A 23,138-nucleotide genomic window follows, 5' to 3' on the forward strand; every position below is an offset into this window, starting at 1 on the left:
GAAAGGACGCTCGGAAACTCTCACGGTACGATGACGTGCTGATGACAGCAATGGTTTTTATATCGGGAAATTCTACGCCGTAACCGTTTCGTCGCATAAATGTTTCGGCTATATGGAATCGAGCCGTGTGCATGCCCGTGAAGCGTGGCAACGGCAAGCGTTCCACGCTTAAAATGTCGCCTTTGATTGATCGCCCGCGGTTGCCGGAACGGCGGCCGCGGAAGAACGCGCACGGAGCCCCCTTCTGATGGTTACAACTCCCCACTTGCTGGCTGCCGTGGATCTCGGCTCGAACAGCTTCCGGCTGATCGTCGGGCGCGTCGAGGAAACGCCGGCGGGCAGCCAGATCTACCCCGTCGACGCGCTGCGCGAGCCGGTTCGGCTGGCCGCCGGCCTGTCGAGCGACAAGATGCTCGATCGCGCGTCGCAGGAGCGTGGCTGGGAGGCGCTCAAGCGGTTCGGCGAGCGCCTGCGCGATTTCCATCCCGATCATGTGCGCGCGGTGGCGACCAACACGCTGCGCGTCGCGAAGAACGCCGCCGAATTCCTCGGCGAGGCCGAGGCGGCGCTCGGGTTCCCGATCGAAGTGATCGCGGGCCGCGAAGAGGCGCGCCTCATCTATGCGGGCGCCGCGCACTCGGTGCCGGCGAGCGCCGGCAAGCGGCTCGTCGTCGACATCGGCGGCGGCTCGACCGAATTCATCATCGGTTCGCACTACACGCCGATCGTGATGGAGAGCCTTTACATCGGTTGTGTAAGCCATAGCCGCACCTTCTTTCCGGCCGGCAACGTCGACGAATACACGATGCGGCAGGCCGAACTCGCGGCCAAGCGCGAGATCCAGATCATTTCGAGCGAATACAAGAAGGCCGGCTGGGATCAGGCGATCGGGTCGTCCGGCACCGCACGCGCGCTCGCGGAACTCGTCGAGGCGAACGGCTTCAACGATCCGGGCATCACGCACGGCATTTCGCGCGGCGGCCTCGAGCGGCTCAAGCGTGCGCTGATCAAGTCGGAGAACGTCAACCGGCTGAAGCTGATCGCGCTGAAACCCGACCGCGTGCCGGTGCTCGCGGGCGGCCTGGCGATCATGCTGGCGGTGTTCGAGGAGCTGGGCGTCGACTACGTCGATACGACCGACGGCGCGCTGCGCCTCGGCGTGCTGTACGACCTGCTCGGCCGGACGCAGCACGAGGACATGCGTGCGGTGACCGTCGAGGGTTTCATGCGCCGCTACGGCGTCGATCGTGCGCAGGCCGAGCGAATCGGCGCGCTCGCCGGGCGCTTCTACGACGAGCTCGAGGAAGACGACGAGGAAGCGCGCGAGGAAGGGCGGATGTTCCTCGGCTGGGCGGCCGCGCTGCACGAGATCGGCCTGTCGATCTCGCACAGCGCATATCACAAGCATTCGGCCTATATCGCGAGCAACGCGGACATGCCGGGTTTTTCGCGCACCGACCAGGCGCGGCTCGCCGCGCTCGTGCTCGGCCATGCGGGCAAGCTCGGGAAATTGTCGCAGGCGCGCGAGGTCGAGTGGCCGCTGCTGTTCTGCCTGCGGCTCGCGGCACTGCTGTGCCGGCGCCGGACCGACGCGGGGCTGCCCGACATTTCCGTTTCGCAGATGAAGAAGGGCGGGTATGAGGTGCGTCTGCCGAACGCCTGGGTCGAGCAGAACCCGTTGACCGACTACAGCCTCAGCCAGGAGGCGGCGGAGTGGGAGAAGGTCGGTATTCCGTATCGCGTGGTGTATACCGGCGCGTGACGGGGCGATAGCGGCCCGGAAGGCGCTCGGGCTCCGGGTGGAGCGATGCCGGCGGCGCGCCCCCTCAGGCGCGGCCGCACCGGCGTGCCGGCGATCCGCTCAGTCCGACGAGCAGACGATCGCGGTCAGGAACGGGAACGCCTGCTTGACGGTCGCGTCGCTGCCGGCCTTGCGCACGGCTTCCTCGACCGAACTCTTCGTGCCGCGCACGACGACCCCGTAAGCCCAGTCGCCGATCGGCGTGCCGTCGCCCGGACGGAAGATCGGGTCATTCGCCTGGTAGCCGAGCACGACATAGACGCCGAAGCCGTAGGCCGTCAGCGGGCGGCTCGTGCGGAACGCATTGACCGAGTTCGATTCGACGTGCATCGGCTCCGACTGGATGTCGCCGGCGGCGAGCAGCGGCGCGACGAACTTGTGGCCGGTCGAATGGCAGTCGAGCGCGTCGTCGAGCGCTTTCGCCGATGCGGAGCCGACGGTGGCGAGCACGAGCAGCGACGCGCAGAGGGCTGGCTTGAGAACGTTGTTTTTCATGCGCGGTTGCGGGTTGTTCACACGTATTATCGCGTGTTCCAGCAAGTTCCGTGCGCGGGCTTGGCGGTGTATGTGTAGGCGGGGCGATGGGGTGGTTGAGCCGGGGCCGGGCCGTACCGGGGCGAGTCCCGAAACAGGGAGCATCCCAGCGAACGAGACATGGCAAACAACGCGCCTGCGCGCCCCCACGTAGTAGGTTAGTGAACCTCAAGGCTGGGGCGAAAGCAAAACGAAAGAAATGGCACGATCTCCTGTTATTTTGTGAATTATTTGCGGATGTCTCCGCAAATAATTGTCAAACAATCGCCCGACAAGTTCTGTCCGCGTCACGAAACTGCCTTATTCCGGATAAAATCGCGCGAGCGGCAATATTCGCGACCGCAGACCGTCCTTGCCTTGCATCTTTGCGACGGTCGAACCTGAGAGACAAGGACAAGAACCGATGGCACTCGGACTGACAGATTCGGGGAGTTTGAGATACAGCGACGTCTTCGACGCGATTAACCGAGGCCTCATGCAGCACGGCCGTTTGCTGACGCTGCGCACCCCGTTGGGCGATAACGCGCTTACGCCCGTTCGCGCGAAAGGCTGGTCGAAGATCGGTCGCGATTACCGCTGGACCGTTGATGCAGTCTCCACGCGTGACGACATCGAATTGCTCGCTCTAATGCATCAGCAGGTGTCGTTGTTCATCCAGCAACCGGCAGCCGCCAATTCCGACGCGGAATATCGGCCGATCCACGGCTTTGTCTATCAGATCAGGCGATTGGGAGCCGATGGCGCGCTTTCGCTTTACCAGATCGAGTTCGCGTCCGCCTTGTTCTTCTTGGGTGAAGGTCGAGACGATTACTACTGGCTCGATTCCGACGCGGTCCAAAGCATTAGCACAGTCTTCGACAAATACCCTCAACTGCGCGGGCGCTATCGATTCAATCTCGGTAGTCAGCCAAGTACCCGCACGTATACGCGGCAAAGTGAATCGGACCTGAACTTGGTCCATCGGCTTTTGGAAGATGAGGGCTGGTACTTCTATTGGGAGCATGCGCCGGTCAAGGAGAGCGAGCCGCCAAAGACAACGCTTGTGATCGTGGACAGGATCTCGGCGCTACCGGAGGCTCATGATGTCGCGTATTCCCGAAGCAATACAGGCGATGAGATCAATGGCTTGACGCAGTGGGTGATGCAACAGACTGCTCAGCCTATGGAGTTCAGGTCTACCTCTTTCGATCAGGATCGACCGGCTTCGAGCTTCGCGGCCGGGAGCTTGATGGAAACGACTACATACACCGTCCAGCATTACCGTGACAAGGAAACCCTTAGTATCCCGGACGTCCCGGCGACAGTGTACGAACCGACGACGTTGGGCTACCCCGACTCAGACAGTGGTGCTCGCCGGGCACAGATTCGGACGCAAGCATGGGATGCGATGGCCCGTCGTTTTATAGGCGTCGGTGGGGTGCGCTGGCTCGATTCAGGTTCGCGGTTCGTTCTGAATGATCATCCTCGTCACGATGCCCCCGATTCGAAAGACCGAGAGTTTCTGGCGGTCGATATGCACTGGTTCATCCTGAACAACGTGCCGTTCGCCCGGCAGTCGGAAGCGTTTCCGTTCAGCCTGCAATCGGAGTTCGATCGTGTTCAGGCGGAATACGAGCAGGCGTCGGTATCCCGGCCTCGTGCCAACGATGGTTCGGTGGGTTTCTTCTTGATGAAGATGGAAGCGCAGCACACGGATGTTGTGTATCGCAGTCCGCTCGAGCATAAGAAGCCGACAATGCAAGTCGAGCACCTGCTGGTCGGCGCACCGGACGGCGAGGAAGCGTGGACGAACAAGAACAACGAGATACGTGGCCGGTTCGCATGGGACCGGCAGAGCAAGCCAGACGACTACAACACATCGCCGTGGTTGCGGGTCATGCAAGGCGATACGGGTGACGGCTATGGTGCAGTTCACGTGCCGCGCAAGGGCGAATGGGTCGCGGTCGGTTACTGGCAAGGGGATTGTGATCGCCCCTTCGTGATGGGTAGATTGCCTGGGGGGACGACTCAGCAGCCGTGGCATTCGGACGTACTGAAATCAGGTCAACAGTCGCGCGGCTTCGGCAATACCGGTGCCTACAACGCCCTGATCCACGACGATTCCACGCATCAGGGCGGGCAGCGCCTGACGAGCTATACCGGGGGAACCTACCATCTATTTCATCAAGGGTACTTGATCGATCAGACGGGCAACACGCGAGGCGGGTATCGCGGGATTGGCTACAAGCTTCATACCGACGCATTCGGTGCCATGCGCGCTAATCAGGGGATGGCGATCAGCACGCAGCACAAGTCCCCGGACGCCGAACAACTGGACGTGCGGGAAGCACGCCAGCAACTGGCCCGTGCGGGGAATTTGGTCGATTCGTTGTCGGAAGCCAGCAAGGGGCATCAGGCGGCGGACCTCAAGACCGGTCAAGATGCGTTGAAGCATTTCACGGATGCACTCGAATTGCCGCAGACACCGGAGGCCAAGGGCGGTCGCACGGCAGGTGGCGGCACGGGCACCGCGAACGCCTTCAAGGAACCCGTGATGCTGCTGGACAGTCCGGCCGGAATTGCCGCGTCGACGCAGCAGTCGGTGCATCTCGCGGCGGACCAGCTCATCAACCTCGTCAGCGGTCAGACCACGACCGTCGCGTCGGGACAGTCGTTGATCGTCGCGGCGCTCAACTTGATCAGCATCTTTGCGCAGAACGGCGGGATGAAGGCAATCGCCGGTAAGGGCGACATCGATATTCAGGCGCATGCCGGCGTCATCGATTTGGCAGCCCAACTTGCATTGCACATCCGGTCCGTAACGGATGTTATCGAAGTCGCCTCCGGTAAGGAAATCCGGATTCTGTGCGGCGGCGCGATCATCCAGATCAGTCAGGACGGCAGCATCAATATCCACTCACCGGGCAAGATCGACTTCAAGGCCGCAAGCTATTCGTTCGCTGGCCCCGCACGGGTCGATATAACGAACCCGGCGTTCAAGGATTCGCCGACGCAGAAGCTGTCACTGAACACGTTCGCGTCGCCCTCCTCAACCGGTGTTATCCCGGTGGGAATGCCCTATAAGCTTTACGCCGATGGCGTTCTAGTCAAACAAGGAGTATTCGATAAGTCCGGGCAGTTGCCTATCGACCACCATGTGGTGACACAGAAGTACACACTTGAACTGGCGAACGGCGTCAAACATGAGATTCCCGTTCCCGGTGAGTATCGCGACGCTGCGAACGGCAAACTGGCGAATCAGGGGTTTCCGTTTCACGAAGGACTGGCTGAAGGCGAGAGTGAGGCCCCGGACCGTGCCAAACACCGGCAACATTATTTTGAACTGCTCAACCCGTCTTCGGAAGCATAGGCCATGGCGAATCTGATCAAATCCATAACGACGCCGATTGCGCTGAATCATACGAATTCAGGAAATATCACGCTGCCCTGGTTTGTGCAAAACACGGAATACAATCCGACGTGGGCTACGTTTAGGCCACTCGTGAACGGCAAAGAGGCATTTGGCGCGGTGTATGACGCGATCCACAACGCGAAGCACTCAGTCGATATTATCTGTTGGGGATTTCAGCCGTCGATGTATTTCAGGCGTGGCGAGCGTGGTGTGAGAACCATCGGGAGTCTGCTGGTACAGAAGGGCAAGGAAAATGTAAAGGTCCGGTTACTGTGCTGGCATGACGACTGGTATGTATCTCAGTGGGGTGAGAACAACATGCCGGGATACAACATGCAAACTTGGATCAAGGCCGTCACGCCAGACTGGGTATATAAGAAGCTCTCGCTAATGTCGCAAGACTACCAGACCACCGGTCAACGAATCTACGATACGTTTTGGTACTACTGCGCCAATCTGAACAACGTAAGCATGACCGGCTCGTGGCACGAATCTCTGCAGCGCAAAGTTAACTGGTTGACCCACTACCCGCTTACCTTCTCGAACGTTGAATTTGCTACGCGTGACTTCGACTTAAAAGCTCGGGTCGAAAACGCGTGGCGACTCTACATGCGCGGCAAGGACTCCACCCGAGATACGCGCACCAAGGTAATGAATGCTGGCTTAACGGCTATCGCTACGCCGACCCATCACCAGAAAATGGTGTTGATCGACTACGAGGAGCCGAGTCTTGCAACAGGGTTCGTGATGGGGCACAACATGCTCGATCAGTACTGGGACAAAGACGATCACAGCGCCAAGCGCAGTGAACCTGAGCAAGGACGTTGCGGCCCGTTTCCTTGGCAGGATATTTCAAGTCGCGTGACTGGCCCCATTCTTCAATATTTGAATGCGAATTTTTGTCAGGCATGGGACGCTGCCACGGGGCAAAGTCTTGGAAAGGCCCGCGCCGGTATGGAAAAGCGTCTGACGATGCGCGCCGGGCCAGACGCCGGAGCGAAGGTGATGGCGCAAATAGTGCGCACAAAGTCGAAGCAATCGACATCGAAGGGCGTGGTGACCGATATTGGAGCCATGTACCTCCAGGCCGTGAATAACGCGACGAAGTACGTTTTCATCCAGAACCAGTACTTCCGATGGGTACCGCTTGCCGATCAGATTAAGGAGGCGGTGAAACGGCAAATCAAAGGCGGACGCGACCCAGGTTACCACGGTCCGATTCATCTTTTTGTCATCACGAACTCCAGCGATGAGGGCGTGGGCCCCGGCTCGTTCAACACCTATCGTATGCTCGATGCACTGGGTCAGAGCAATTCGATTCCGGGTGTCGTACGCGAGCTAAACAAGCAATCGCTTGAAGTACAGCAGCAGACACTCGAAGCGAAACTTGCCGCCGAGCAAGCCGCCGAGCAGAAAATTGCTACACAGGGAGTGGATTATACGTCGTCAGCGGTGCAAGGCGTCATGACGTTCATACAGCAAAGCAGGTTGCGCCAGCAGGACCTGCAACAGCAAATCAATGAGTTGAAGCGTCAAAATCAGGCTATTGTGGACAAGACGCGCGATCAAGACAAGCTGGAAAAAGATGACGCAGACAAAATCGATATTCCGACGAAAGATATAACCGGACTGAAGGTTCACGTGTGCACGTTAGTCGCGCCCGATTCGCCGGCCGGCGGCTGGGTTCCGGTGTACGTTCATGCGAAGTTGATGACTGTTGACGATGCATTCACGACTATCGGTTCAGCAAATATCAATTCCCGCAGCATGGAGGGCGATAGTGAGTTGAATATCTGTACAGACCAGCAAGATATCGCGAAGTCGCTGAGGCTGCAGTTGTGGAGTTTGCATACGGGCGACGCGAGTGATCAAGAGGACCCAGTGAAAGCATTCAAGAATTGGGGGGATATTATCGTGCGCAATAAAGTTAACAAGAATCAAAATCTGCCCCCGGTTGCTTCTCTCGTCGGTTTTTTGCGCACGTCAAATGCAATCAACCGTAGCGACTGATATATGATGAAAAAATTTTTGATCGTTGTTGCTGCGCTCACGTTATGTGCTTGTACCAAAAAGGATAATTCAGTGGCATCCTCTCCTGACATGGGCGCTGTTCGCGCCAATTTGGCTTTTACATGCATACATCAGGCAGATCGTCTACCACCGCTTGATCCAAAGGCTGACAATCTGTTTCGGTATGCACGCTATCTTGAAAAAAAAGATGGGCCAAAGGATTACGATGATGTTGCCCGGTATTATCGAATCGCTGCGGCGCACGGGCACTACAAGGCGAATCAAAATTTGCAATCGCTCCTTTCGGAGGGGCTAGCGAACTCGCCGGACCCGCGCTCAGAGTCTGTCGATCTCGCCATGTCGCTTGTTAGGCAGAATATTCCAAGTGGATATTATTCTGTTGGTCATTATCTAGAAATTGGTTATGGTCTAAAGCAGGACTCCGAGGCTGCTCTACGTTACTTTCGAAAAGCGGCTGACCTTGGTAATCCTGAGGCGCAATATTACATTGGTGACAAGTTATTGCCGAATGATAATGCTCCTGATGTCGCGCGGCAGATGCTGGCGTGTGCTGCTGATCAAGGCTTTGGTCAAGCAGCAAGCTTGTTGGGCGTGGACCGAATGGCTGCTCAATCGTATTCCGATGCTATTGCAGAATTTCAGAAAGGTGTTGCGGCAGGTGATTCTCAATCAGCTTCCTTTCTGGAAAAAGGCTTTAGAGGGCCACCGGAATCCAATAAGTTGTATTACCTCGGACTTGCGAACGATCCCGAGCGTTCGCGTCGCTATGAGCTAATCGGCGAATTCATTGATCGTAACGATGGCCGTAATCCCAGAGTTCCGGAGATTGACAAGATCGTACCGCTCCCGCCCGCGAAGCTCCCGGCGTGGGATGGTACATTCCAATGGCAAAAGGAGCAGGACGTCGCTGTCCCGCCACAGAAGCCTTCGGACGAGATGATCAATGAGATGGCGAGGGCTCAAAATCTCGATCCGAAAACCGGCCTGCCGCTTGAACGGAAAGCCAAGCAGATTTCGCAACAAGAGCAATCGCAAAACGTTGCGGCACGTCTGCCATTGGGGGCCGTCGCGCGTACCGGCCAGCAGTGTCCGGAAGATGGCGTATGGTGTGCGAAACTGGAGGCTGGTCAGGTTGGCGACGTGGAACGCAGGTTTCTTAAGGGTGACGTGTTGCCTTCCGTCGTCGTGCACGAACCTCGACGGCTAGCGGTCCTCGACAGCATGTTGGGTACACGTCAGCGCATGGCCCCTGTTTCGTGGGAACTCGTTGCATACCTTGATCAGTCGTGACTCGGTTCCTCGCTGGAAGACTACAAGCGGATGGCCTCTTCTGTAATCGACAGGAAGATCGTTCAACGTGAACCAACCGAATGAAGCGAAGAGGCGTGCGCACCCCGTGACGTTGACAGGGTTGGGCTGGTTGCTGTTCGTCCTTGGGCTGCCGTGCTGGGCCCTTGTGAGCAGTGCACTTCATGTATTCGCTCCGTATGCCGATTGGCCCAAGATGATCGGGATGATTGGTGTACCAGTGCCGTTGCTATTCGTCGCAGCTTGGAAGTACGACCGCGAGTACACGGGTGAAATCGGTCCTATTCTAGTGGGGTGGTGCGTGGGCGTTGGGATGGCGAGATTGGCCTTTTTAATCGGAGGCTTGGCTCCACATGGCTGACTGCGTGGCACACCTTTATTCGACCGTTTGGGGATGTGACTGAGGTAATGGCAAATGACCCGATACTTGATTCTCGATGGCGATCATACGACCGTGGCGGGAACCGTTCGTGTGAAGGCAACACCGTTTGAATTGGACGGCAGGCATATCGCGCACGAAGATGACGACGTAATTTGCCCAGCTTGCAAATCGATCGGCAAGATTCAATGCGCCGGTCCACGACTTCCAATGACAGGGCCGGATGGACGGCGCGTCGCGCTGAGCGATGACCTGTGTATTTGCAAGTGCACCCCGCCACCGAAGCTCGTTGCTTCACAACAGGCCATGTCGGTCGACGTGTGATGCCCCGCGTCGACGTAGCGGGAGCCGCTGGAACGTCAGCATATCGGGACGATACTGGATGTAGTCTTGTGCGTACTCGCTATTGCGCCGGAGGAGTTCCCAAGACCAGGTCGATGGATCGCGGAAGGTCGCTTTGGGATATTGTTCGGCATTACGCCAGTCGGCGCGGGTGATGAAAAGACGGTGCTGGGCGAGGACAAGGCGGTCAGCCATCGGGCGCGGTTCCTGATGGAAATCACCCCAGATGGTAGCAATAGCCCGACGGAGCTCCAAAGAAAAAGGGGTTAGCATCAGCTAACCCCTTGATTCCTTTGGTCGGAGCGAAAGGATTCGAACCTTCGACCCTCTGATCCCAAATCAGATGCGCTACCAGGCTGCGCTACGCTCCGACGAGCCAAAGATAATAACGTCGAATGACCGATTCGGTCAATCACGATATGCGGGTAAATGCCCCGGCCGCGAATCGGCCGCGATTTGCGACAATTCTCGTGAGATCGGCCGCCCCGCGCGCATGCGCGCGCGTTCGCTCGCCGAAGCAAGGAGAACATCATGATGAACTTGATCCTGTGGCGCCACGCCGAGGCCGAAGACTACGCGACGAGCGATCTCGCGCGCCAGTTGACCGTGCGCGGCCGCAAGGACGCGCAGGCGATGGCCAAATGGCTGCGCGGCCGGCTCGAGACGAATACCGTGATCCTCGCGAGCCCGGCGGCGCGCACCGTACAGACCGTCGAGGCACTGACCGACCAGTACCGCACCGTCGACGCGCTCGCCCCGGGCGGCAGCGTCGACGACGTGCTGGCAGCGGCCGGCTGGCCGGAAGGCATCGCCCCGACGGTCGTGATCGTCGGCCACCAGCCGACGCTCGGCAGCGTCGCCGCGCAATTGATCGCCGGCGGCGACGACAGCTGGAGCGTCAAGAAGGGCGGAATCGTGTGGTTGGCTAGCCGCACGCGCGACGGCAGCCGGCAGGCCGTGCTGCGGGCCGTCCTGACGCCCGAACTGGCGTGAGGCCCGCCCGAATGGGTTTGAAGGGATTGATCATACGGTTTTGCGAGCTTTCTGCTAAAGTCAATTCGGCGACACGTCATTGAAAGGACACGGTCGTGCCACATAACGGTCACGGCCGATTACTACATTGGCGGGCATGTCGTCCTATTCCTTACGACCAGGAAAGCCTAATGCGAGAACTGCCGACGCCTACGCTCCCTTTTGCCTCGCTGCCCCTCGACACGTCGCGGCGCCACCTGCCGCGCGCCAGTGAAACCGTCACATCGGAGTATCGCCTGCGCGCCGCATGGGCGCGTACGGAAGACGAATTGCGCGAAGCCCAGCGCCTGCGCTACAGCGTGTTCGCCGAAGAAATGGGCGCGCAGGTCAGCGGCCCTTCCGGGCTCGACGTCGATCCGTTCGACGCGTATTGCGATCACCTCCTGGTCCGCGATCTCGACACGTTGAAAGTCGTCGGCACGTATCGCGTGCTGCCGCCGCACCAGGCGGCGCGTGTCGGCCGCCTGTACGCCGAAGGCGAATTCGACCTGTCGCGGCTCACGCACCTGCGCGGAAAGATGGTCGAGGTCGGCCGCTCGTGCGTGCACAGCGACTACCGCAGCGGCGCCGTCATCATGGCGCTGTGGGGCGGCCTCGGCGCGTACATGATGCAGAACGGCTACGAGACGATGCTCGGCTGCGCGAGCGTGTCGATGGCCGATGGCGGTCACTACGCGGCGAACCTGTACCAGTCGCTGTCGGCAGGCTCGCTGACGGCGCCCGAGTATCGCGCGTTCCCGCACACGGCGCTGCCGGTCGACGAACTGCAGACGGGCACCGTCGTCGCGCCGCCGCCGCTGATCAAGGGTTACCTGCGTCTCGGTGCAAAGATTTGCGGCGCACCGGCCTGGGATCCCGACTTCAACTGCGCGGATTTCCTGACGCTGTTCCGCCTGTCGGACATCAACGCGCGCTACGCCCGCCACTTCCTGGGCTGAGCGGATCGAACCGCGTCGCACCTTCCGAGGCGCGGCGCGCGCAAGCGAACGCCGTCGCGTGGCCTGTGCCGCGCGACGGCGTTCGTGTATCCGATCAATGTGAGCGTATCGGGCCCTGATAATTTCAGCGATACGCGAAGACCCCCGTGCCGCAGGGCGGCACGTTCGCGACGGCCGGAGGAGGGCCGTACGGCGGCGGCGCGCTCAGTGCTTGCGCCGCCAGTCGAGCAAGTGGTGTTCCGCCATCCAGTGGTGGATCATCCCTTCGCCTTCGTGGCTGCGCTTGTATTCGCGCGACTCGAAGTACGACAGCGCGACCAGCACCATCACACCGATGAACAGGCCGATCAGGCCCGCAATTTCCTCAGACGACATGGCAGCCTCCTATCAACGGCACAGCGCCATGCGTACATAGTAGGACATGCACGGCGCAACCCTGAAACCGGATTTCCGCTAGACTCGGCGCGGTCCCGGCGTGCGATGGGCGCGCCGTTTTCTGGAGCCCTACCTGATGACCCGTTTCATGCTGGCCGTGCTGGTCGCATCCCTTCTTGCCGCCTGCAGCAGCGATCCCCGCCAGGCGCGCCGCGGCCACCCGCCCGAGGATCCGGCCGACTATCGCGGCGTGCCGACCGACATGACGCCGCCGTCGATGCTCGACGCGCCGTCGCCGAAACCCGTGCAGTAACGGTCGCTCGGCCCGCTGTCACGCGCGGGCCGCGGATGCGGCTTGCGGGTCGGCGCCAATGCGCCGTAACAGCGCCGGCAGGTAGCGCGCGAGCGTCACGCCGCGCGCCGCCATGAATACCAGCAGCGCGAACCAGAGGCCGTGATTGCCGAACGTGTCGACGGCGGCGAGCGTGGCCGCGACGAAGATCGACAGCGACACGACCATCGCGCGCATCAGCGATTGCGTCTGCGTCGCGCCGATGAACACGCCGTCGAGCAGGAAACCCCAGACCGACACGATCGGCGAGATCGCGGCCCACGGCAGGTAGCGCAGCGCGACGGCGCGGATCTCGGCCTGGTCGGTCAGACGTGCGACGATCCAGCCGCCCGCCACCCAGTAAACGAGCGCGAACAGCAGCGCACCGAGCGCCGACCAGAACAGCGTGACGCGTACGGCTTGCCGGAAAGCGTGGCGATCGCGCGCGCCGGCCGCCGCGCCGACGAGCGCCTCGGCCGCATGCGCGAAGCCGTCGAGGCCGTACGCCATGAAGGTCTGAAAATTCAGCAGCAGCGCATTCGCGGCGAGTGTCGCGTCGCCTTGTTTTGCGCCGAGATGCGCGAACCATCCGAAGGCGCCGAGCACGCACAGGGTGCGCAGGAAGATGTCGCGATTGAGCACGATCAGCCGCTTGAGCGCCACCCGGTCGGCCAGCGCGCGTACCGCGAGCGGTGCAAGGCCGCGCGGCCGCAGCCGCCACAGCATCCACGCGCCGAGCGCGAAGCCGCACGCGTCCGCGGTGGCGGTCGCGGCGCCGATGCCGGCGATGCCCCAACCGAAGCCGTACACGTAGAGCAGCACGGCGCCGATGTTCACCGCATTGATGAACACCTGTGCGACGAGTGCGAGTCGAACGCGCTGCACGCCGAGCAGATAGCCGAGCACCACGTAGTTCGCGAGCGCGAACGGCGCACTCCAGATCCGTGCGTGGCTGTATGCGAGCGCCGTCGCGTGGACGGCGTCGCTGCCGCCGAGCGCGGACAGCGCGAACGACAGCAGCGGCGCCTGCAGCGCCAGCACCGTGGCGCCGAGCGCGAACGCGACGATCAGCGCGCGCAGCAGATTCAGGCGGATCCCGGCGTCGTCGCCGGCGCCATGCGCTTGCGCGACGAGCCCGGTCGTTCCCATCCGCAGGAAGCCGAAGCCCCAGAACACGAAATTGAAGAACAGGCCGCCGAGCGCGACGCCGCCGAGATATTGCGCCCCGTCGAGGTGGCCGGCGACGGCCGTGTCGACGGCGCCGAGGATCGGCTGGGTCAGGTTCGCGACGACGATCGGGAACGCGAGCGCGAGCACGCGCCGGTGCGTGACGACGGCCGCAGCGCCGCCGGCCCCGTGCGGTAACGCGGATTCGGACATGGCGGATGCGTCAGGCGCGTTCCTGCACGCAGACCCACGGCGAGACGACGACCGCCCACAGTTCCGGATTGCGCGCCGCGTAGTCGGCGGCGGTCTCGGCCGGCATGCGCGCGACGAGGCCGGACGACAGCCAGCGCGTGACCTGTTCGGTGTCGTCGCTGGCGACCGCTTCCGCGACGCTGACGAGATCGAGGTCGCGCGCAACCGACAACAGCTTGCCTTGTGCGAAGAAGCGCTCGAGATCGCACCAGTCGATCTTGGCGGTCTCGCCGAGGAGTTTGGCGTAGAGCGGGCTGTGCGACGCGCCCGTGGCGGAGTGTTGATCAGAGGACATCGAGTTCTTGGAATAGCTGCGTGGCGCCACTATAAACCATCCGGCCGGGCCGGCCGAGCGAGCGGGCCGCTCACGCGTCGCGCAGCGCCCGGCGCACGATCTTGCCGGTGGCGGTCATCGGCAGGCTGTCGACGAACGCGATCGCGCGCGGATACTCGTGCGCGGCGAGCCGCGTGCGCACGTGTTCCTGCAGCGCGTGAACGAGCGCAGCGTCGCCGGCGTGGCCGGGGTTCAGCACGACGAACGCCTTGACGATTTCGGTGCGCGTCGCGTCGGGCACGCCGACGACGGCCGCCATTCGCACCGCCGGATGCGTGAGCAGGCAATCCTCGATCGGGCCCGGGCCGATCCGGTAACCGGCGCTCGTGATCACGTCGTCGTCGCGGCCGACGAAGCGCACGAAACCGTCGGCGTCGATCGTGCCCGTATCGCCGGTGAGCAGGTAGTCGCCCGCGAACTTGTCGCGCGTCGCGCCGGGGTTGCGCCAGTATTCGAGAAACATCACCGGATCGGGGCGGCGCACCGCGATGCGGCCTTCGACGCCGGGCGGCAGCGGTGCGCCGTCCGCGTCGACGATCGCGACCGCATGGCCGGGCACCGCCTTGCCGATCGCGCCGGGCTGCGCATCGAACAGCGCCGCGCACGACGACAGCACCATGTTGCATTCGGTCTGCCCGTAGAACTCGTTGATCGTCACGCCGAGCGCGTCGCGGCCCCACGCCGTCAATTCGGTGCCGAGCGATTCGCCGCCGCTTGCGACCGATTTCAGCGACAGCGCGTAGCGTTCGCGCGGCGCCGCGACGGCGCGCATCAGCTTCAGCGCGGTGGGCGGCAGAAACGCGTGGGTGACGCCGTGCCGCGCCATCAGTGCGAACGCCGCCTCGCCGTCGAATTTCTCGAAGCGGCGCGCGAGCACCGGCACGCCGTGATGCCATGACGGCAGCAGCACGTCGAGCAGCCCGCCGATCCATGCCCAGTCGGCGGGCGTCCAGAACAGGCGTGCGTCGCGCGGGAAGCACTGCTGCGACATCTCGACGCCCGGCAGGTGGCCGAGCAGCACGCGATGCGCGTGTAGCGCGCCTTTCGGCTTGCCCGTCGTGCCGGACGTATAGATGATCACGGCCGGATCGTCGGCGGCCGTATCGACCGGCACGAAATCCGGCGATTCGGCGGCGAGCGCCGCGTCATAGCGCAGCACGCCCGGCGCATCGGGCGCATCGTCGCCGACGCAGTAGACGGTATGCAGTGCCGGCAGTCGTGCGCGCAGCGGCGCGATCTTCGCGTAGCCGGCCGCGTCGGTGACGAGCGCGGCGGCCTCGCTGTTCGCGAGCCGGTACTCGAGCGCATCGACGCCGAACAGCGTGAAGAGCGGCACGGCGATCGCGCCGGACTTGTACGCGGCGAGATGGGCGATCGCCGTTTCGGGGCCCTGCGCGAGAAAGATGCCGATTCGGTCGCCGCGCCGCAGGCCGGCGCGCGCAAAGCTGTTCGCGAGCCGGTTAGAAGCATTCTTCAGGTCGTCGAACGTGATGCGGGAGACGTCGCCTTGCGCGGTTTCGTGGATCAGCGCGAGGCGTCCGCTGCCGTCGGCCCATTTGTCGCACACGTCCACGCCGATGTTGTAATGCGTCGGAATGTCCCAGTGGAAGCGGGAGAGGAGGTGGTCGTAGCGGTCGGCGGCGGGCAGCATCGCATGGTCTCCTGGGCGTCGGCGTGGCGTCGGGTGAACGGCTTACATCAGGATTTCACGCAGACGAATTCACAATGGTGTTCGCTGATAGGGAATGTTCTGACTCGTCCAATAGTGACGGCTCAGTGCACGATTCCACAATGACGCATAAGATCAAGACAAAACAGTGGTGTGACCATGGATTTGCTTCTGATAGCTGCGGGGTTCAGCCTGATCGGAATCGGTGTGCTGGTGGCGTTTGCTCGTCATGTCGATCCGTTGTCCGGCCGTTTCACCGGACGTCTGCGCAAGCGCTGACTCGATTTTTTCCGTTTTCGCCGCGACGGCACGCGATGCGCGCCGGTGTCGCGTGTCGTCCGTCGCGCGCTCAGCGCGCCGGCAGGTAGCGTGACGGATCGATCGAGCGGCCGCCATAGCGCAACTCGAAATGCAGCGCGACGCGATCGCTGTCGCTGTTGCCCATCTCGGCGATCGATTGCCCTTGCGTGACCGATTGACCTTCCTTCACCAGCAACGCGCGATTGTGCGCGTAGGCCGTCAGGTAATCGGCGTTGTGCTTCAGGATGATCAGGTTGCCGTAGCCGCGCAACCCGTTACCGGCATAGACCACGACACCCGGTGCGGCCGCAACCACCGGCGTGCCCGGCGAATTCGCGATGTCGATGCCCTTCGATTTCGAGCCGTCGAACGTGCGCACCACGTTGCCGGCCGCCGGCCAGATCAGCGCAATGCTCGTGGCCGGTTTCACGGCCGATTCGACCGGCGCGGAAGGGGCCGGGCGCGCGCGGCCCGCGCTGCCGGTGCCGGTGCTCGATGGCGTCGATGCGGTGGCCGTGCCGGGCGGCGGTGCGACGCGCAGCACCTGGCCGACTTCGATCGCATCGGGGTTCGTCATCTGGTTCCAGCGCACGATGCTCTGTACCGACGTGCGGTTGTCGCGCGCGATCTTGTAGAGCGTGTCGCCACGCTCTACGCGATAGAACCCGGGGCCGACGGGCGCGGAGCCGCACGCGACGAGCAGGGCGGCGCAGGCGGCTGCGAAGAGTCGCTTCGTTGTTGTTTCGAACATTGAACCTCGCAAAACCCTGCCGCGCGTGACGCGGCAGGCAACACAAAACGTCCGATTTTAACGGGTTCGACCCGCGCACCGCAGTTTCGGTCGCAGGCGGGCCGCCGCGCCCCGGTTCGATGCGTGCCGAATCAGCCGGCGAGCGGGGCGACGCGGATCCGCAGCGTGGCCGTTTCGGTCGCGCCCGGTGCGAGCATGCGCAGCCCGAGGCCGTTGTGGATCGCATCGGGCAGGCCGAGCCACGGCTCGACGCAGTAGAAGTCCGAATCCGGCTTTTCTGTCCACGTCGTGACCGCGTACCACGGGATCGAGCCCGGCACGTCCAGCGCGATCTCGATCGTGCGACCGCGGCCCGGCATCACGATGCGCACCGGCGCGGACGGCTCGCCGTCGAGACAGTGGAAGCGATCGAGGATGTCCGGATTGTCGAGGCGGTAACGGGCTTCGCCCGGTTCGAGCGGGCTGATCGAGCCGTCCGCGCGCTGTTGGCAACGGCGGGTCGGCGGCAGCTCGAGGAGGGTGTCGGCCCGCTCGCCATGCGGCAGCGCGAAATAGAAATGGTGGCCGGCGTAATAGGGCAGCGGCGTATCGCCGCGATTGGTCGTCGTCAACGCGGCTTCCAGCGTGTGCGCGTCGGCCAGCCGGTAGGTCGTTTCGAACCGGAAATCGAACGGGTAGCTCGCGCGCAGCGTGTCGTTCGCGTCGAGCGTCATCGTCAGCGCGGCGCCGTCGGCCGACGGGTGCGCGTCGAACGGCAGGTCGCGCGCAAAACCGTGCATCGGCAGATCGCGAACCACGCCGGCGGCGTCGCGCCAGCGGCCGATTTCACCGTCGACGCGGTGGCGGCCGAGGAACGGGAACAGCAGCGGATTGCCGCCGCGCACGCGGGCGAGGTTGCTCCAATCGGCGGTTTCCGGCCAGAAGATCACCGGTTCGCCGTCGACGTGCCAGGACAGCAGACGGCCGCCGAATTGCGGAGCGACCCGGACGAGCGACGGGCCGGCGTGAAGTTCGTGAATGTCGTGTTGCTGGAAGATCGGCATGGCGAATCGGGTTGGAAGTGACTGGAGCAGCGTGCGTTCCATTATCGGGCCGCGGGCGGTCGGGGAAAACCCTTCTCGGGAAATTGCGAGTTTTTAACACTGTCGACGGTCTGGATAATGCGTCTAAACCGGTGATGTTGCCGGGTCATGACACTTCGCGGAGGGGGCCATGGATCTGGCAATGGCAATGGGAATCGCACTGTTCGGCATGTTTACCGGTAGCACGGTATTATTTTTCTATCAGCTCGGTCGCTGACGGCAATTTCTGCCGGCGCCTGCAGGCCCGCCATGCAAATGGCGGGCTTTTTGCTTTCTTGATGCTTACAAATTGCAAGCGTTTGTGTGCATTGCCGCAATATCCTGCCAAATGCCTTGGCGCAGTAATCCTGGCTGGGCATAATCGGGGCGCGTTTTCAGGACGCGCATCGCGTCGTCCGCTTTCCCTTCCGCTTAATCTTCACTAAAAGGACCGACGCGTGAGCCTCTGGTTTCTGGTATTCCTGAGCGTCCTGCAGGGCGTAACCGAACTCTTCCCCGTCAGCAGTCTTGGCCATACGCTGCTCGTGCCGGCGCTGTTCGGCATGCACATCGACAAGCACGCGCCGCAACTGCTGCCCTTTCTCGTCGCGCTCCACCTCGGCACCGCGCTGGCGCTGCTGTGGTACTTTCGCGCGCGCTGGATCGCGCTGATCGGCGGCTTCTTCGCGCAGCTCGGCGGCCGCAAGAACGACGACGGGCATCTGATGTGGGCGCTGATCATCGGCACGATCCCGACCGGCATCGTCGGGCTGCTGCTCGAGAAGCGCATCGAACGCGTGTTTCACGATCTGCGGATCGTCGCGATCGCGCTGATCGTCAACGGCGTGTTGCTGTGGCTCGGCGATCGCATTCAGCGTAGCCGCGCGCATCGGCCGCCCGAGAAGATGACGTTCAAGCAGGCGTTCTTCGTGGGCCTTGCGCAGATCGGCGCGCTGATTCCGGGCTTCTCGCGCAGCGGGTTGACGATGATCGCCGGCAACGCGGCGGGGCTGACGGCGGAGAAGGCGGCGGAATTCTCGTTCCTGCTCGGCACGCCGATCATCTTCGCCGCGGGCGTGCTCGAATTGCCGAAGCTGTTCCATGCGCGCGATCAGCTCGCCGATGCGCTGCTCGGCGGCGTGCTGACGGCGATCGCCGCATACCTGAGCGTGCGGTTCCTGATGCGCTATTTCGAAGGGCGCGGCCGGCTCGCGTCGTTCGGCGTGTATTGCGTGATCGCCGGCGTGTTCTGCCTCGGCTGGTTCATGCTGCATCCGCAGCCGGTTTGATGCCGCGGGCGCTGGTCTCGCGTGATCCGGCGCGATGATCGGGTATAATTTCGGGCTCGGCTCCATGCCGGGCCCGTTTTTGTTTCAGGGGTTTGAGTGTATGTGGTTGCGGGCGGTGTTGCTGCTCGTTGCTCAAAAGCCCGATGCCGAATGCGGTCCGTGGCAGGCCGTGTCTTTTCTCCCCGACCGCCCTTAGCTCAGTTGGATAGAGCAACGGCCTTCTAAGCCGTAGGTCACACGTTCGAATCGTGTAGGGCGGGCCAGTAAATCAGCATGTTGGCTGATATTTCCATACTGCCCTTGTCGAATCGGCATGTTCGTGCAACCGCTATGTAACCCAATTGGGTCAACGTAGATGCACATCGATGCTCTTTTGTTCACCGTACGGCCGCCAACCGTCCCGAATCGAGTCTGAGTAACGGACATCACGTACATCCGGACCTGCGAGGGCTGGCTGTGTCTGGCGGCTGTTATGGATCTGTGCTCGCGCCAGATCGTCGGTTGGGCTACGCGCTCGACAATGGCCAGCGATCTGGTTTTACAGGCGCGGTTGGCTGCGGTTTGGAAACGCAAACCGGGACCCGGCGTCATGGTGAATTCTGATCAGGGCGGTCAATTCACGAGCGATGACCCGCAGTCATTCGTGAGGGCGCACCATGTGATGCCAAGCATGAATCGGCGCGGCAACTGCCAAGACAATGCCGCAGCCGAGAGCTTCTTCAGTGCCCTAAAAAAGGAGCGAATCAAGCGGCGCGTCTATCCGAGTCGGACGACGGCGACCTCGGACCTGTTCGATTACATCGAAATGTTTTATAACCCGGTTCGTCGGCATGATCTTTCACCGATCGAGTTTGAGCGGCGCTATGCGTTAAACGGCTCGTGAGTGTCCATGAAACTCTGGCCGGTCCAACTCAGGCTGTAAAATCAGTCATCCCGGTGGATGACGTCAGCCATGAATCGAGGTAAATAAACGAACATGACGAAGTCAGCTGAAGCGATGAAAGCGGTGTTTTTCTGCCTGCTTGGTGTGGCCTTACTCGCAGGTATGGCCTATTCGATCGTCGATACGCGCGCCTTTCTCAAGGACGCTGAGGTTGCGAATGGGCAGGTCGTTGCGTTAAATGCCGGCGGTAGTCATCCCGAAATTGCATTCGTGACCTCCACCGGTGAGCATGTCTCATACGCTCAAGGCGGTCTCGTGTTCGGTATGAAAGTCGGTGACGCGGTGCAAGTGCGCTATCTCGCGTCTTCGCCCAAGACATCTGCAACCTTGGATCGATTTTTGGCGATCTGGACCGTACCGATCTTCCTGGGTTTCTTTGGTGTGAGTGCGGTGTTAGGGGGCTTCCTTAGTTTTCCTCGGTCTTGACCTTCTGGAATAAGTCCATGTCTTTCTTGCGACGTAGTCAATGGGAGTACCAGACCGGTTCGACGTTCGGTGCGAGCATCGAATTCGTTATGGGCTCGGGCGGTGAGATTTTGTTGAAGAATCCAGCGGGACAGTTTCAGCGATTCTGGTACGGTGGCCTTGGCGTAGGTTTGGGCATCGGCGTCAAGATTCCGAAAGTTCGGTTGCCGAAGTTCGCGATCAAGGGGAAATCTGTCAGCGGAAGCGGTTCGGCAGAGGCGTTTCCCAGCACCGGCTGGATTTACATGACATCGGCCTTCTCCGGGACGGAACTCGAGCATTCTGACTTTCAGGGTGGTGCCGTTTATCTTGACGGAAGTGCTGAAATCCTGTTGGCTGGCGGTAGTGGGTCGGTCATGTTGCTTGGTATAAACCCGGCATTGCTGTCGCTCGCGCTAAGCCAGCTTACGATCAACCCGATGCTGTTCGAGTGGGTGATACAACGGGCAAAGGCGCTCGTGATCATGGCGGGTATCAATGCGGGACTGAACGCGGACGGTAAGGGCTTCGGCGGCGGGGCTGGAATTCTGGCTGGTTACGTTCACTGATCTATATGAGCGGTTGTGTCCCAGGGCGTGGTGCGCACCGCAAAAGCTCCGTGCCGCTCTCTGCCGATAACACGACGAGTTGAACGTAGCTGTTCGACTGAGCGTACAGGCCGAAGAACCGGTCCATGACGGCCGAGAACCGATGCAGGCTGACATCTCGTGTCGCAGCCTCGGAGAGCGCAAGCAGGATCTCCACACCGCGAACAAATGACGGGAACTGGTTGTCGAGAGACATCCACCTGATCGCCGGTTTGTAGTCGATGGATACGATTGCGTCGATACAACGTTGGGCAACCACGCTGGAGCGCGGAGCATGGAAACGGAGAAACGCCTTCAGCGCGGGTAGTCCGGTTCGCGTCAGGTCGAGCGGATGCGGTGCCAGTGCCGACAGTACGCGCCAAAGTGCACCGCCGCGCGGCAAGGCAGCCGGCAAGGTGGGGCGCGAGAGCAGCGTGATCGGGCACGCCAATGCCGAACCCTCGTACAGAAGATCGCTATCCGGGGCACCGATCGGCAACCGGGACGGCATGGCTCCGTTGGTTGCCAGTACATCGACATCGACCTGAGGGTGTCGCGGATGAGTAGATTGACCCTTCAAGTCGACCAACACCAGTTGCAATTCCGCCAGCGGTCCGTCCGGCATGGCTTCCGGATCTCGGTAGGCCAGCCAATAGATGGCGGACGAATCCGTGGGCCGCGCGTGACTGAATGCACGATACGGCCACACATGCGTGCGCGGTGCCGCGTGTGAAGCGATGGCGGCCTTGTCTTCGTCCGACTTCGTGCGCTCGCCCAGATACACGGCTTCAACCGAATAGATGCTCAGCGGAATGCCGGTTGCCATAGGGATCGGCGTGATCGGATATGCGACATCACTACTGGTTAGCTGGATAGGTGTTGCCGCGCGTTCGAACAGGTTGACGACCGGCGTGCAAAACAATCGGAACGTGCTGATGTTCAGCGTCGCCAGGATCTGAGCGGCCCCGGAATCATGGGCGGTGCCTTGCACGGCGATGTGAAGCGTCAATCGTCGAGCTGCTTCGGCGCGCGCGGCGCGACGCATTCGACCCAGGTCGATGTCCACGAAATCGAATTTCTCGGGGAAGGCAAAATACTCGATCAGATGCCGGAACGATTGTGCGCTCGTGTCGTCTTCGTTCGGTAACAATCGCTCGCCATCGGCAAAGCCGGCCGGCTCAATGGGGACTTTCGACAAGCGGGTCCAGCGTCCGCTTTCGTCCACCTCCACGTAGGCGGCCGATGCGCGAAGCAACAGCGTATCGGAAAGCGCGGCGACGAGCGGCCGCTCTCCGGACAAATGTACCCGCACCGGGGCGGACGGAATGGCGTCGTCGAATGCTTGCGGCGCGGACTCGCTCGTAAAGGTAATCGAAACGATCCCCGTCACTTCTGCCGGGATGCGCGCCGCTGCTGGCGCAAGCGTCGCTGGCGAATAGCGTGCCGAGTGAATACGCAATGGCGACAACGTGACGTCGTAGACGGTACGGAAGCGGCACGGTGCAGCATTGGCGTCCAGCATCGTGCCCCGGGCTATCGTCAGCGGTTCGGTAAGCTGACCGAACAGAACAGATGGGTCGAACGACGCAATCGCGCATGACGGGACCGTGCGCAGATACTGCGGATAGGCAATTTCGAGAAGTGCCTCGGTGAATTGCGGGTAGTCGTCATCGAGCTTCGCATCGACACGAGCGGCTAGCAGCGCGAACGTCTGAGTCATTCGGTCGACGTGCGGATCTTCGACGTGGCCGCCGGACATGCCCAGGCGTGCTGCAATCTTCGGAAAGCGTCGAGCAAAGTCCGCCAGACTGCGTGCAAGCAGTCCGATTTCACGTTCGTAATGTGACAGCAGGTGGTCCATTCGCCGCAAATATACAAA

At 61.7% G+C, this 23,138-nt stretch carries 20 protein-coding genes, 2 tRNA genes and 1 pseudogene; 13 read left to right on the forward strand and 10 right to left on the reverse strand.

Going from position 1 to position 23,138, the window contains the following annotated elements; all coding sequences use genetic code 11:
• The first annotated feature begins 247 nt into the window (after positions 1-247).
• A complete protein-coding gene (gene ppx, locus WS54_RS19675) occupies positions 248-1,762 on the forward strand; it encodes an exopolyphosphatase (RefSeq protein ID WP_034206962.1) in 1,515 nt (504 codons plus the stop codon).
• Positions 1,763-1,861: 99 nt separating this feature from the next.
• Here the strand turns inward: ppx and WS54_RS19680 are convergent, their stop codons facing one another.
• Positions 1,862-2,296, reverse strand: coding sequence for a hypothetical protein (locus WS54_RS19680; RefSeq protein ID WP_059782643.1), 435 nt, complete (start codon positions 2,294-2,296; stop codon positions 1,862-1,864).
• A 442-nt stretch (positions 2,297-2,738) separates the two neighbouring features.
• Here WS54_RS19680 and WS54_RS19685 point away from each other — a divergent pair, with 442 nt between their 5' ends.
• The 4 genes from WS54_RS19685 to WS54_RS19700 all read left to right on the forward strand — a co-directional run bounded on the left by WS54_RS19685 (position 2,739) and on the right by WS54_RS19700 (position 9,768).
• Entirely contained in the window at positions 2,739-5,684 is a 2,946-nt protein-coding gene (locus WS54_RS19685) for a type VI secretion system Vgr family protein (RefSeq protein WP_034206963.1), read from the forward strand.
• Between the two features lie 3 nt (positions 5,685-5,687).
• The gene (locus WS54_RS19690) at positions 5,688-7,736 is read left to right on the forward strand and encodes a phospholipase D-like domain-containing protein (protein WP_059782645.1); all 2,049 of its coding nucleotides are present in this window, start codon (positions 5,688-5,690) and stop codon (positions 7,734-7,736) included.
• 3 nt (positions 7,737-7,739) lie between these two features.
• The gene (locus WS54_RS19695) at positions 7,740-9,047 is read left to right on the forward strand and encodes an SEL1-like repeat protein (protein WP_236872806.1); all 1,308 of its coding nucleotides are present in this window, start codon (positions 7,740-7,742) and stop codon (positions 9,045-9,047) included.
• A gap of 433 nt (positions 9,048-9,480) precedes the next feature.
• Entirely contained in the window at positions 9,481-9,768 is a 288-nt protein-coding gene (locus WS54_RS19700) for a PAAR domain-containing protein (protein ID WP_082725111.1), read from the forward strand.
• On the opposite strand, the gene WS54_RS33725 is transcribed toward WS54_RS19700, so the two are convergent.
• Together WS54_RS33725 and WS54_RS19705 are read right to left on the reverse strand one after the other, a co-directional pair.
• Positions 9,739-9,981: a transcriptional regulator domain-containing protein gene (locus WS54_RS33725; protein ID WP_159086696.1), complete on the reverse strand. Its 243-nt coding sequence runs from the start codon at positions 9,979-9,981 to the stop codon at positions 9,739-9,741. The two genes, WS54_RS19700 and WS54_RS33725, sit on opposite strands and share 30 nt — an antisense overlap.
• Before the next feature lie 99 nt (positions 9,982-10,080).
• Positions 10,081-10,157: transfer RNA gene (locus WS54_RS19705), tRNA-Pro, on the reverse strand.
• Between the two features lie 160 nt (positions 10,158-10,317).
• On the opposite strand from WS54_RS19705, the gene sixA reads away from it, so the two are divergent.
• Both sixA and WS54_RS19715 read left to right on the forward strand, forming a co-directional pair.
• The gene (gene sixA, locus WS54_RS19710; RefSeq protein ID WP_034206967.1) at positions 10,318-10,779 is read left to right on the forward strand and encodes a phosphohistidine phosphatase SixA; all 462 of its coding nucleotides are present in this window, start codon (positions 10,318-10,320) and stop codon (positions 10,777-10,779) included.
• Between the two features lie 170 nt (positions 10,780-10,949).
• On the forward strand, positions 10,950-11,756 hold the full coding sequence (locus tag WS54_RS19715) for a GNAT family N-acetyltransferase (RefSeq protein ID WP_034206968.1): 807 nt from the start codon (positions 10,950-10,952) through the stop codon (positions 11,754-11,756).
• Positions 11,757-11,960: 204 nt separating this feature from the next.
• On the opposite strand, the gene WS54_RS34010 is transcribed toward WS54_RS19715, so the two are convergent.
• Positions 11,961-12,131 carry a hypothetical protein gene (locus tag WS54_RS34010; protein ID WP_175888554.1) on the reverse strand — a complete coding sequence of 57 codons (171 nt, stop codon included), beginning with the start codon at positions 12,129-12,131 and terminating at the stop codon, positions 11,961-11,963.
• 136 nt (positions 12,132-12,267) lie between these two features.
• On the opposite strand from WS54_RS34010, the gene WS54_RS34015 reads away from it, so the two are divergent.
• Positions 12,268-12,444, forward strand: a complete 177-nt coding sequence (locus WS54_RS34015; protein ID WP_179949990.1) for a hypothetical protein — start codon at positions 12,268-12,270, stop codon at positions 12,442-12,444.
• Positions 12,445-12,462: 18 nt separating this feature from the next.
• On the opposite strand, the gene WS54_RS19720 is transcribed toward WS54_RS34015, so the two are convergent.
• From WS54_RS19720 to WS54_RS19740, 5 genes are all read right to left on the reverse strand, one after another.
• A complete protein-coding gene (locus tag WS54_RS19720; protein WP_059782650.1) occupies positions 12,463-13,842 on the reverse strand; it encodes an MATE family efflux transporter in 1,380 nt (459 codons plus the stop codon).
• Between the two features lie 10 nt (positions 13,843-13,852).
• Entirely contained in the window at positions 13,853-14,176 is a 324-nt protein-coding gene (locus tag WS54_RS19725) for a DUF2288 domain-containing protein (RefSeq protein ID WP_034207875.1), read from the reverse strand.
• Positions 14,177-14,246: 70 nt separating this feature from the next.
• Positions 14,247-15,866 (reverse strand): acyl-CoA synthetase, encoded by a 1,620-nt coding sequence (locus tag WS54_RS19730; RefSeq protein ID WP_059782652.1) that lies wholly within the window; start codon positions 15,864-15,866, stop codon positions 14,247-14,249.
• 367 nt (positions 15,867-16,233) lie between these two features.
• Positions 16,234-16,935 carry a peptidoglycan DD-metalloendopeptidase family protein gene (locus WS54_RS19735; protein ID WP_059782654.1) on the reverse strand — a complete coding sequence of 234 codons (702 nt, stop codon included), beginning with the start codon at positions 16,933-16,935 and terminating at the stop codon, positions 16,234-16,236.
• 131 nt (positions 16,936-17,066) lie between these two features.
• On the reverse strand, positions 17,067-17,978 hold the full coding sequence (locus WS54_RS19740) for an aldose epimerase family protein (RefSeq protein ID WP_059782656.1): 912 nt from the start codon (positions 17,976-17,978) through the stop codon (positions 17,067-17,069).
• Between the two features lie 476 nt (positions 17,979-18,454).
• Between WS54_RS19740 and WS54_RS19745 the strand changes: the two genes are divergently transcribed.
• The 5 genes and pseudogenes from WS54_RS19745 (at position 18,455) to WS54_RS19765 (ending at position 21,241) form a co-directional block, all read left to right on the forward strand.
• The gene (locus WS54_RS19745) at positions 18,455-19,285 is read left to right on the forward strand and encodes an undecaprenyl-diphosphate phosphatase (protein ID WP_034206973.1); all 831 of its coding nucleotides are present in this window, start codon (positions 18,455-18,457) and stop codon (positions 19,283-19,285) included.
• Positions 19,286-19,471: 186 nt separating this feature from the next.
• A tRNA-Arg gene (locus tag WS54_RS19750) sits at positions 19,472-19,548 on the forward strand.
• A gap of 152 nt (positions 19,549-19,700) precedes the next feature.
• Positions 19,701-20,168, forward strand: a pseudogene (locus WS54_RS19755) (IS3 family transposase); the annotation flags it as partial.
• Positions 20,169-20,261: 93 nt separating this feature from the next.
• Entirely contained in the window at positions 20,262-20,654 is a 393-nt protein-coding gene (locus tag WS54_RS19760; RefSeq protein WP_236872807.1) for a DUF3592 domain-containing protein, read from the forward strand.
• Positions 20,655-20,671: 17 nt separating this feature from the next.
• Positions 20,672-21,241: a hypothetical protein gene (locus tag WS54_RS19765; RefSeq protein WP_059782658.1), complete on the forward strand. Its 570-nt coding sequence runs from the start codon at positions 20,672-20,674 to the stop codon at positions 21,239-21,241.
• A gap of 1 nt (position 21,242) precedes the next feature.
• Here the strand turns inward: WS54_RS19765 and tssF are convergent, their stop codons facing one another.
• On the reverse strand, positions 21,243-23,120 hold the full coding sequence (gene tssF / locus WS54_RS19770) for a type VI secretion system baseplate subunit TssF (RefSeq protein WP_059782661.1): 1,878 nt from the start codon (positions 23,118-23,120) through the stop codon (positions 21,243-21,245).
• Positions 23,121-23,138: the final 18 nt, after the last annotated feature.

Source organism: Burkholderia sp. NRF60-BP8 (assembly GCF_001522585.2).
GTDB lineage: Bacteria > Pseudomonadota > Gammaproteobacteria > Burkholderiales > Burkholderiaceae > Burkholderia.

What these genes read in the sequence shown, in the direction of transcription:
- WS54_RS19720 (WP_059782650.1), bottom strand. Translation starts at nt 13,842, where the DNA reads ATGTCCGAATCCGCGTTACCGCACGGGGCCGGCGGCGCTGCGGCCGTC.
- WS54_RS19690 (WP_059782645.1), top strand. Translation starts at nt 5,688, where the DNA reads ATGGCGAATCTGATCAAATCCATAACGACGCCGATTGCGCTGAATCAT.
- WS54_RS19680 (WP_059782643.1), bottom strand. Translation starts at nt 2,296, where the DNA reads ATGAAAAACAACGTTCTCAAGCCAGCCCTCTGCGCGTCGCTGCTCGTG.
- WS54_RS19735 (WP_059782654.1), bottom strand. Translation starts at nt 16,935, where the DNA reads ATGTTCGAAACAACAACGAAGCGACTCTTCGCAGCCGCCTGCGCCGCC.
- WS54_RS19765 (WP_059782658.1), top strand. Translation starts at nt 20,672, where the DNA reads ATGTCTTTCTTGCGACGTAGTCAATGGGAGTACCAGACCGGTTCGACG.
- WS54_RS33725 (WP_159086696.1), bottom strand. Translation starts at nt 9,981, where the DNA reads ATGGCTGACCGCCTTGTCCTCGCCCAGCACCGTCTTTTCATCACCCGC.
- WS54_RS19730 (WP_059782652.1), bottom strand. Translation starts at nt 15,866, where the DNA reads ATGCTGCCCGCCGCCGACCGCTACGACCACCTCCTCTCCCGCTTCCAC.
- WS54_RS19685 (WP_034206963.1), top strand. Translation starts at nt 2,739, where the DNA reads ATGGCACTCGGACTGACAGATTCGGGGAGTTTGAGATACAGCGACGTC.
- WS54_RS19760 (WP_236872807.1), top strand. Translation starts at nt 20,262, where the DNA reads ATGACGAAGTCAGCTGAAGCGATGAAAGCGGTGTTTTTCTGCCTGCTT.
- WS54_RS34010 (WP_175888554.1), bottom strand. Translation starts at nt 12,131, where the DNA reads ATGTCGTCTGAGGAAATTGCGGGCCTGATCGGCCTGTTCATCGGTGTG.
- WS54_RS19715 (WP_034206968.1), top strand. Translation starts at nt 10,950, where the DNA reads ATGCGAGAACTGCCGACGCCTACGCTCCCTTTTGCCTCGCTGCCCCTC.
- WS54_RS34015 (WP_179949990.1), top strand. Translation starts at nt 12,268, where the DNA reads ATGACCCGTTTCATGCTGGCCGTGCTGGTCGCATCCCTTCTTGCCGCC.
- sixA (WP_034206967.1), top strand. Translation starts at nt 10,318, where the DNA reads ATGATGAACTTGATCCTGTGGCGCCACGCCGAGGCCGAAGACTACGCG.
- WS54_RS19725 (WP_034207875.1), bottom strand. Translation starts at nt 14,176, where the DNA reads ATGTCCTCTGATCAACACTCCGCCACGGGCGCGTCGCACAGCCCGCTC.
- tssF (WP_059782661.1), bottom strand. Translation starts at nt 23,120, where the DNA reads ATGGACCACCTGCTGTCACATTACGAACGTGAAATCGGACTGCTTGCA.
- WS54_RS19740 (WP_059782656.1), bottom strand. Translation starts at nt 17,978, where the DNA reads ATGCCGATCTTCCAGCAACACGACATTCACGAACTTCACGCCGGCCCG.
- ppx (WP_034206962.1), top strand. Translation starts at nt 248, where the DNA reads ATGGTTACAACTCCCCACTTGCTGGCTGCCGTGGATCTCGGCTCGAAC.
- WS54_RS19700 (WP_082725111.1), top strand. Translation starts at nt 9,481, where the DNA reads ATGACCCGATACTTGATTCTCGATGGCGATCATACGACCGTGGCGGGA.
- WS54_RS19695 (WP_236872806.1), top strand. Translation starts at nt 7,740, where the DNA reads ATGATGAAAAAATTTTTGATCGTTGTTGCTGCGCTCACGTTATGTGCT.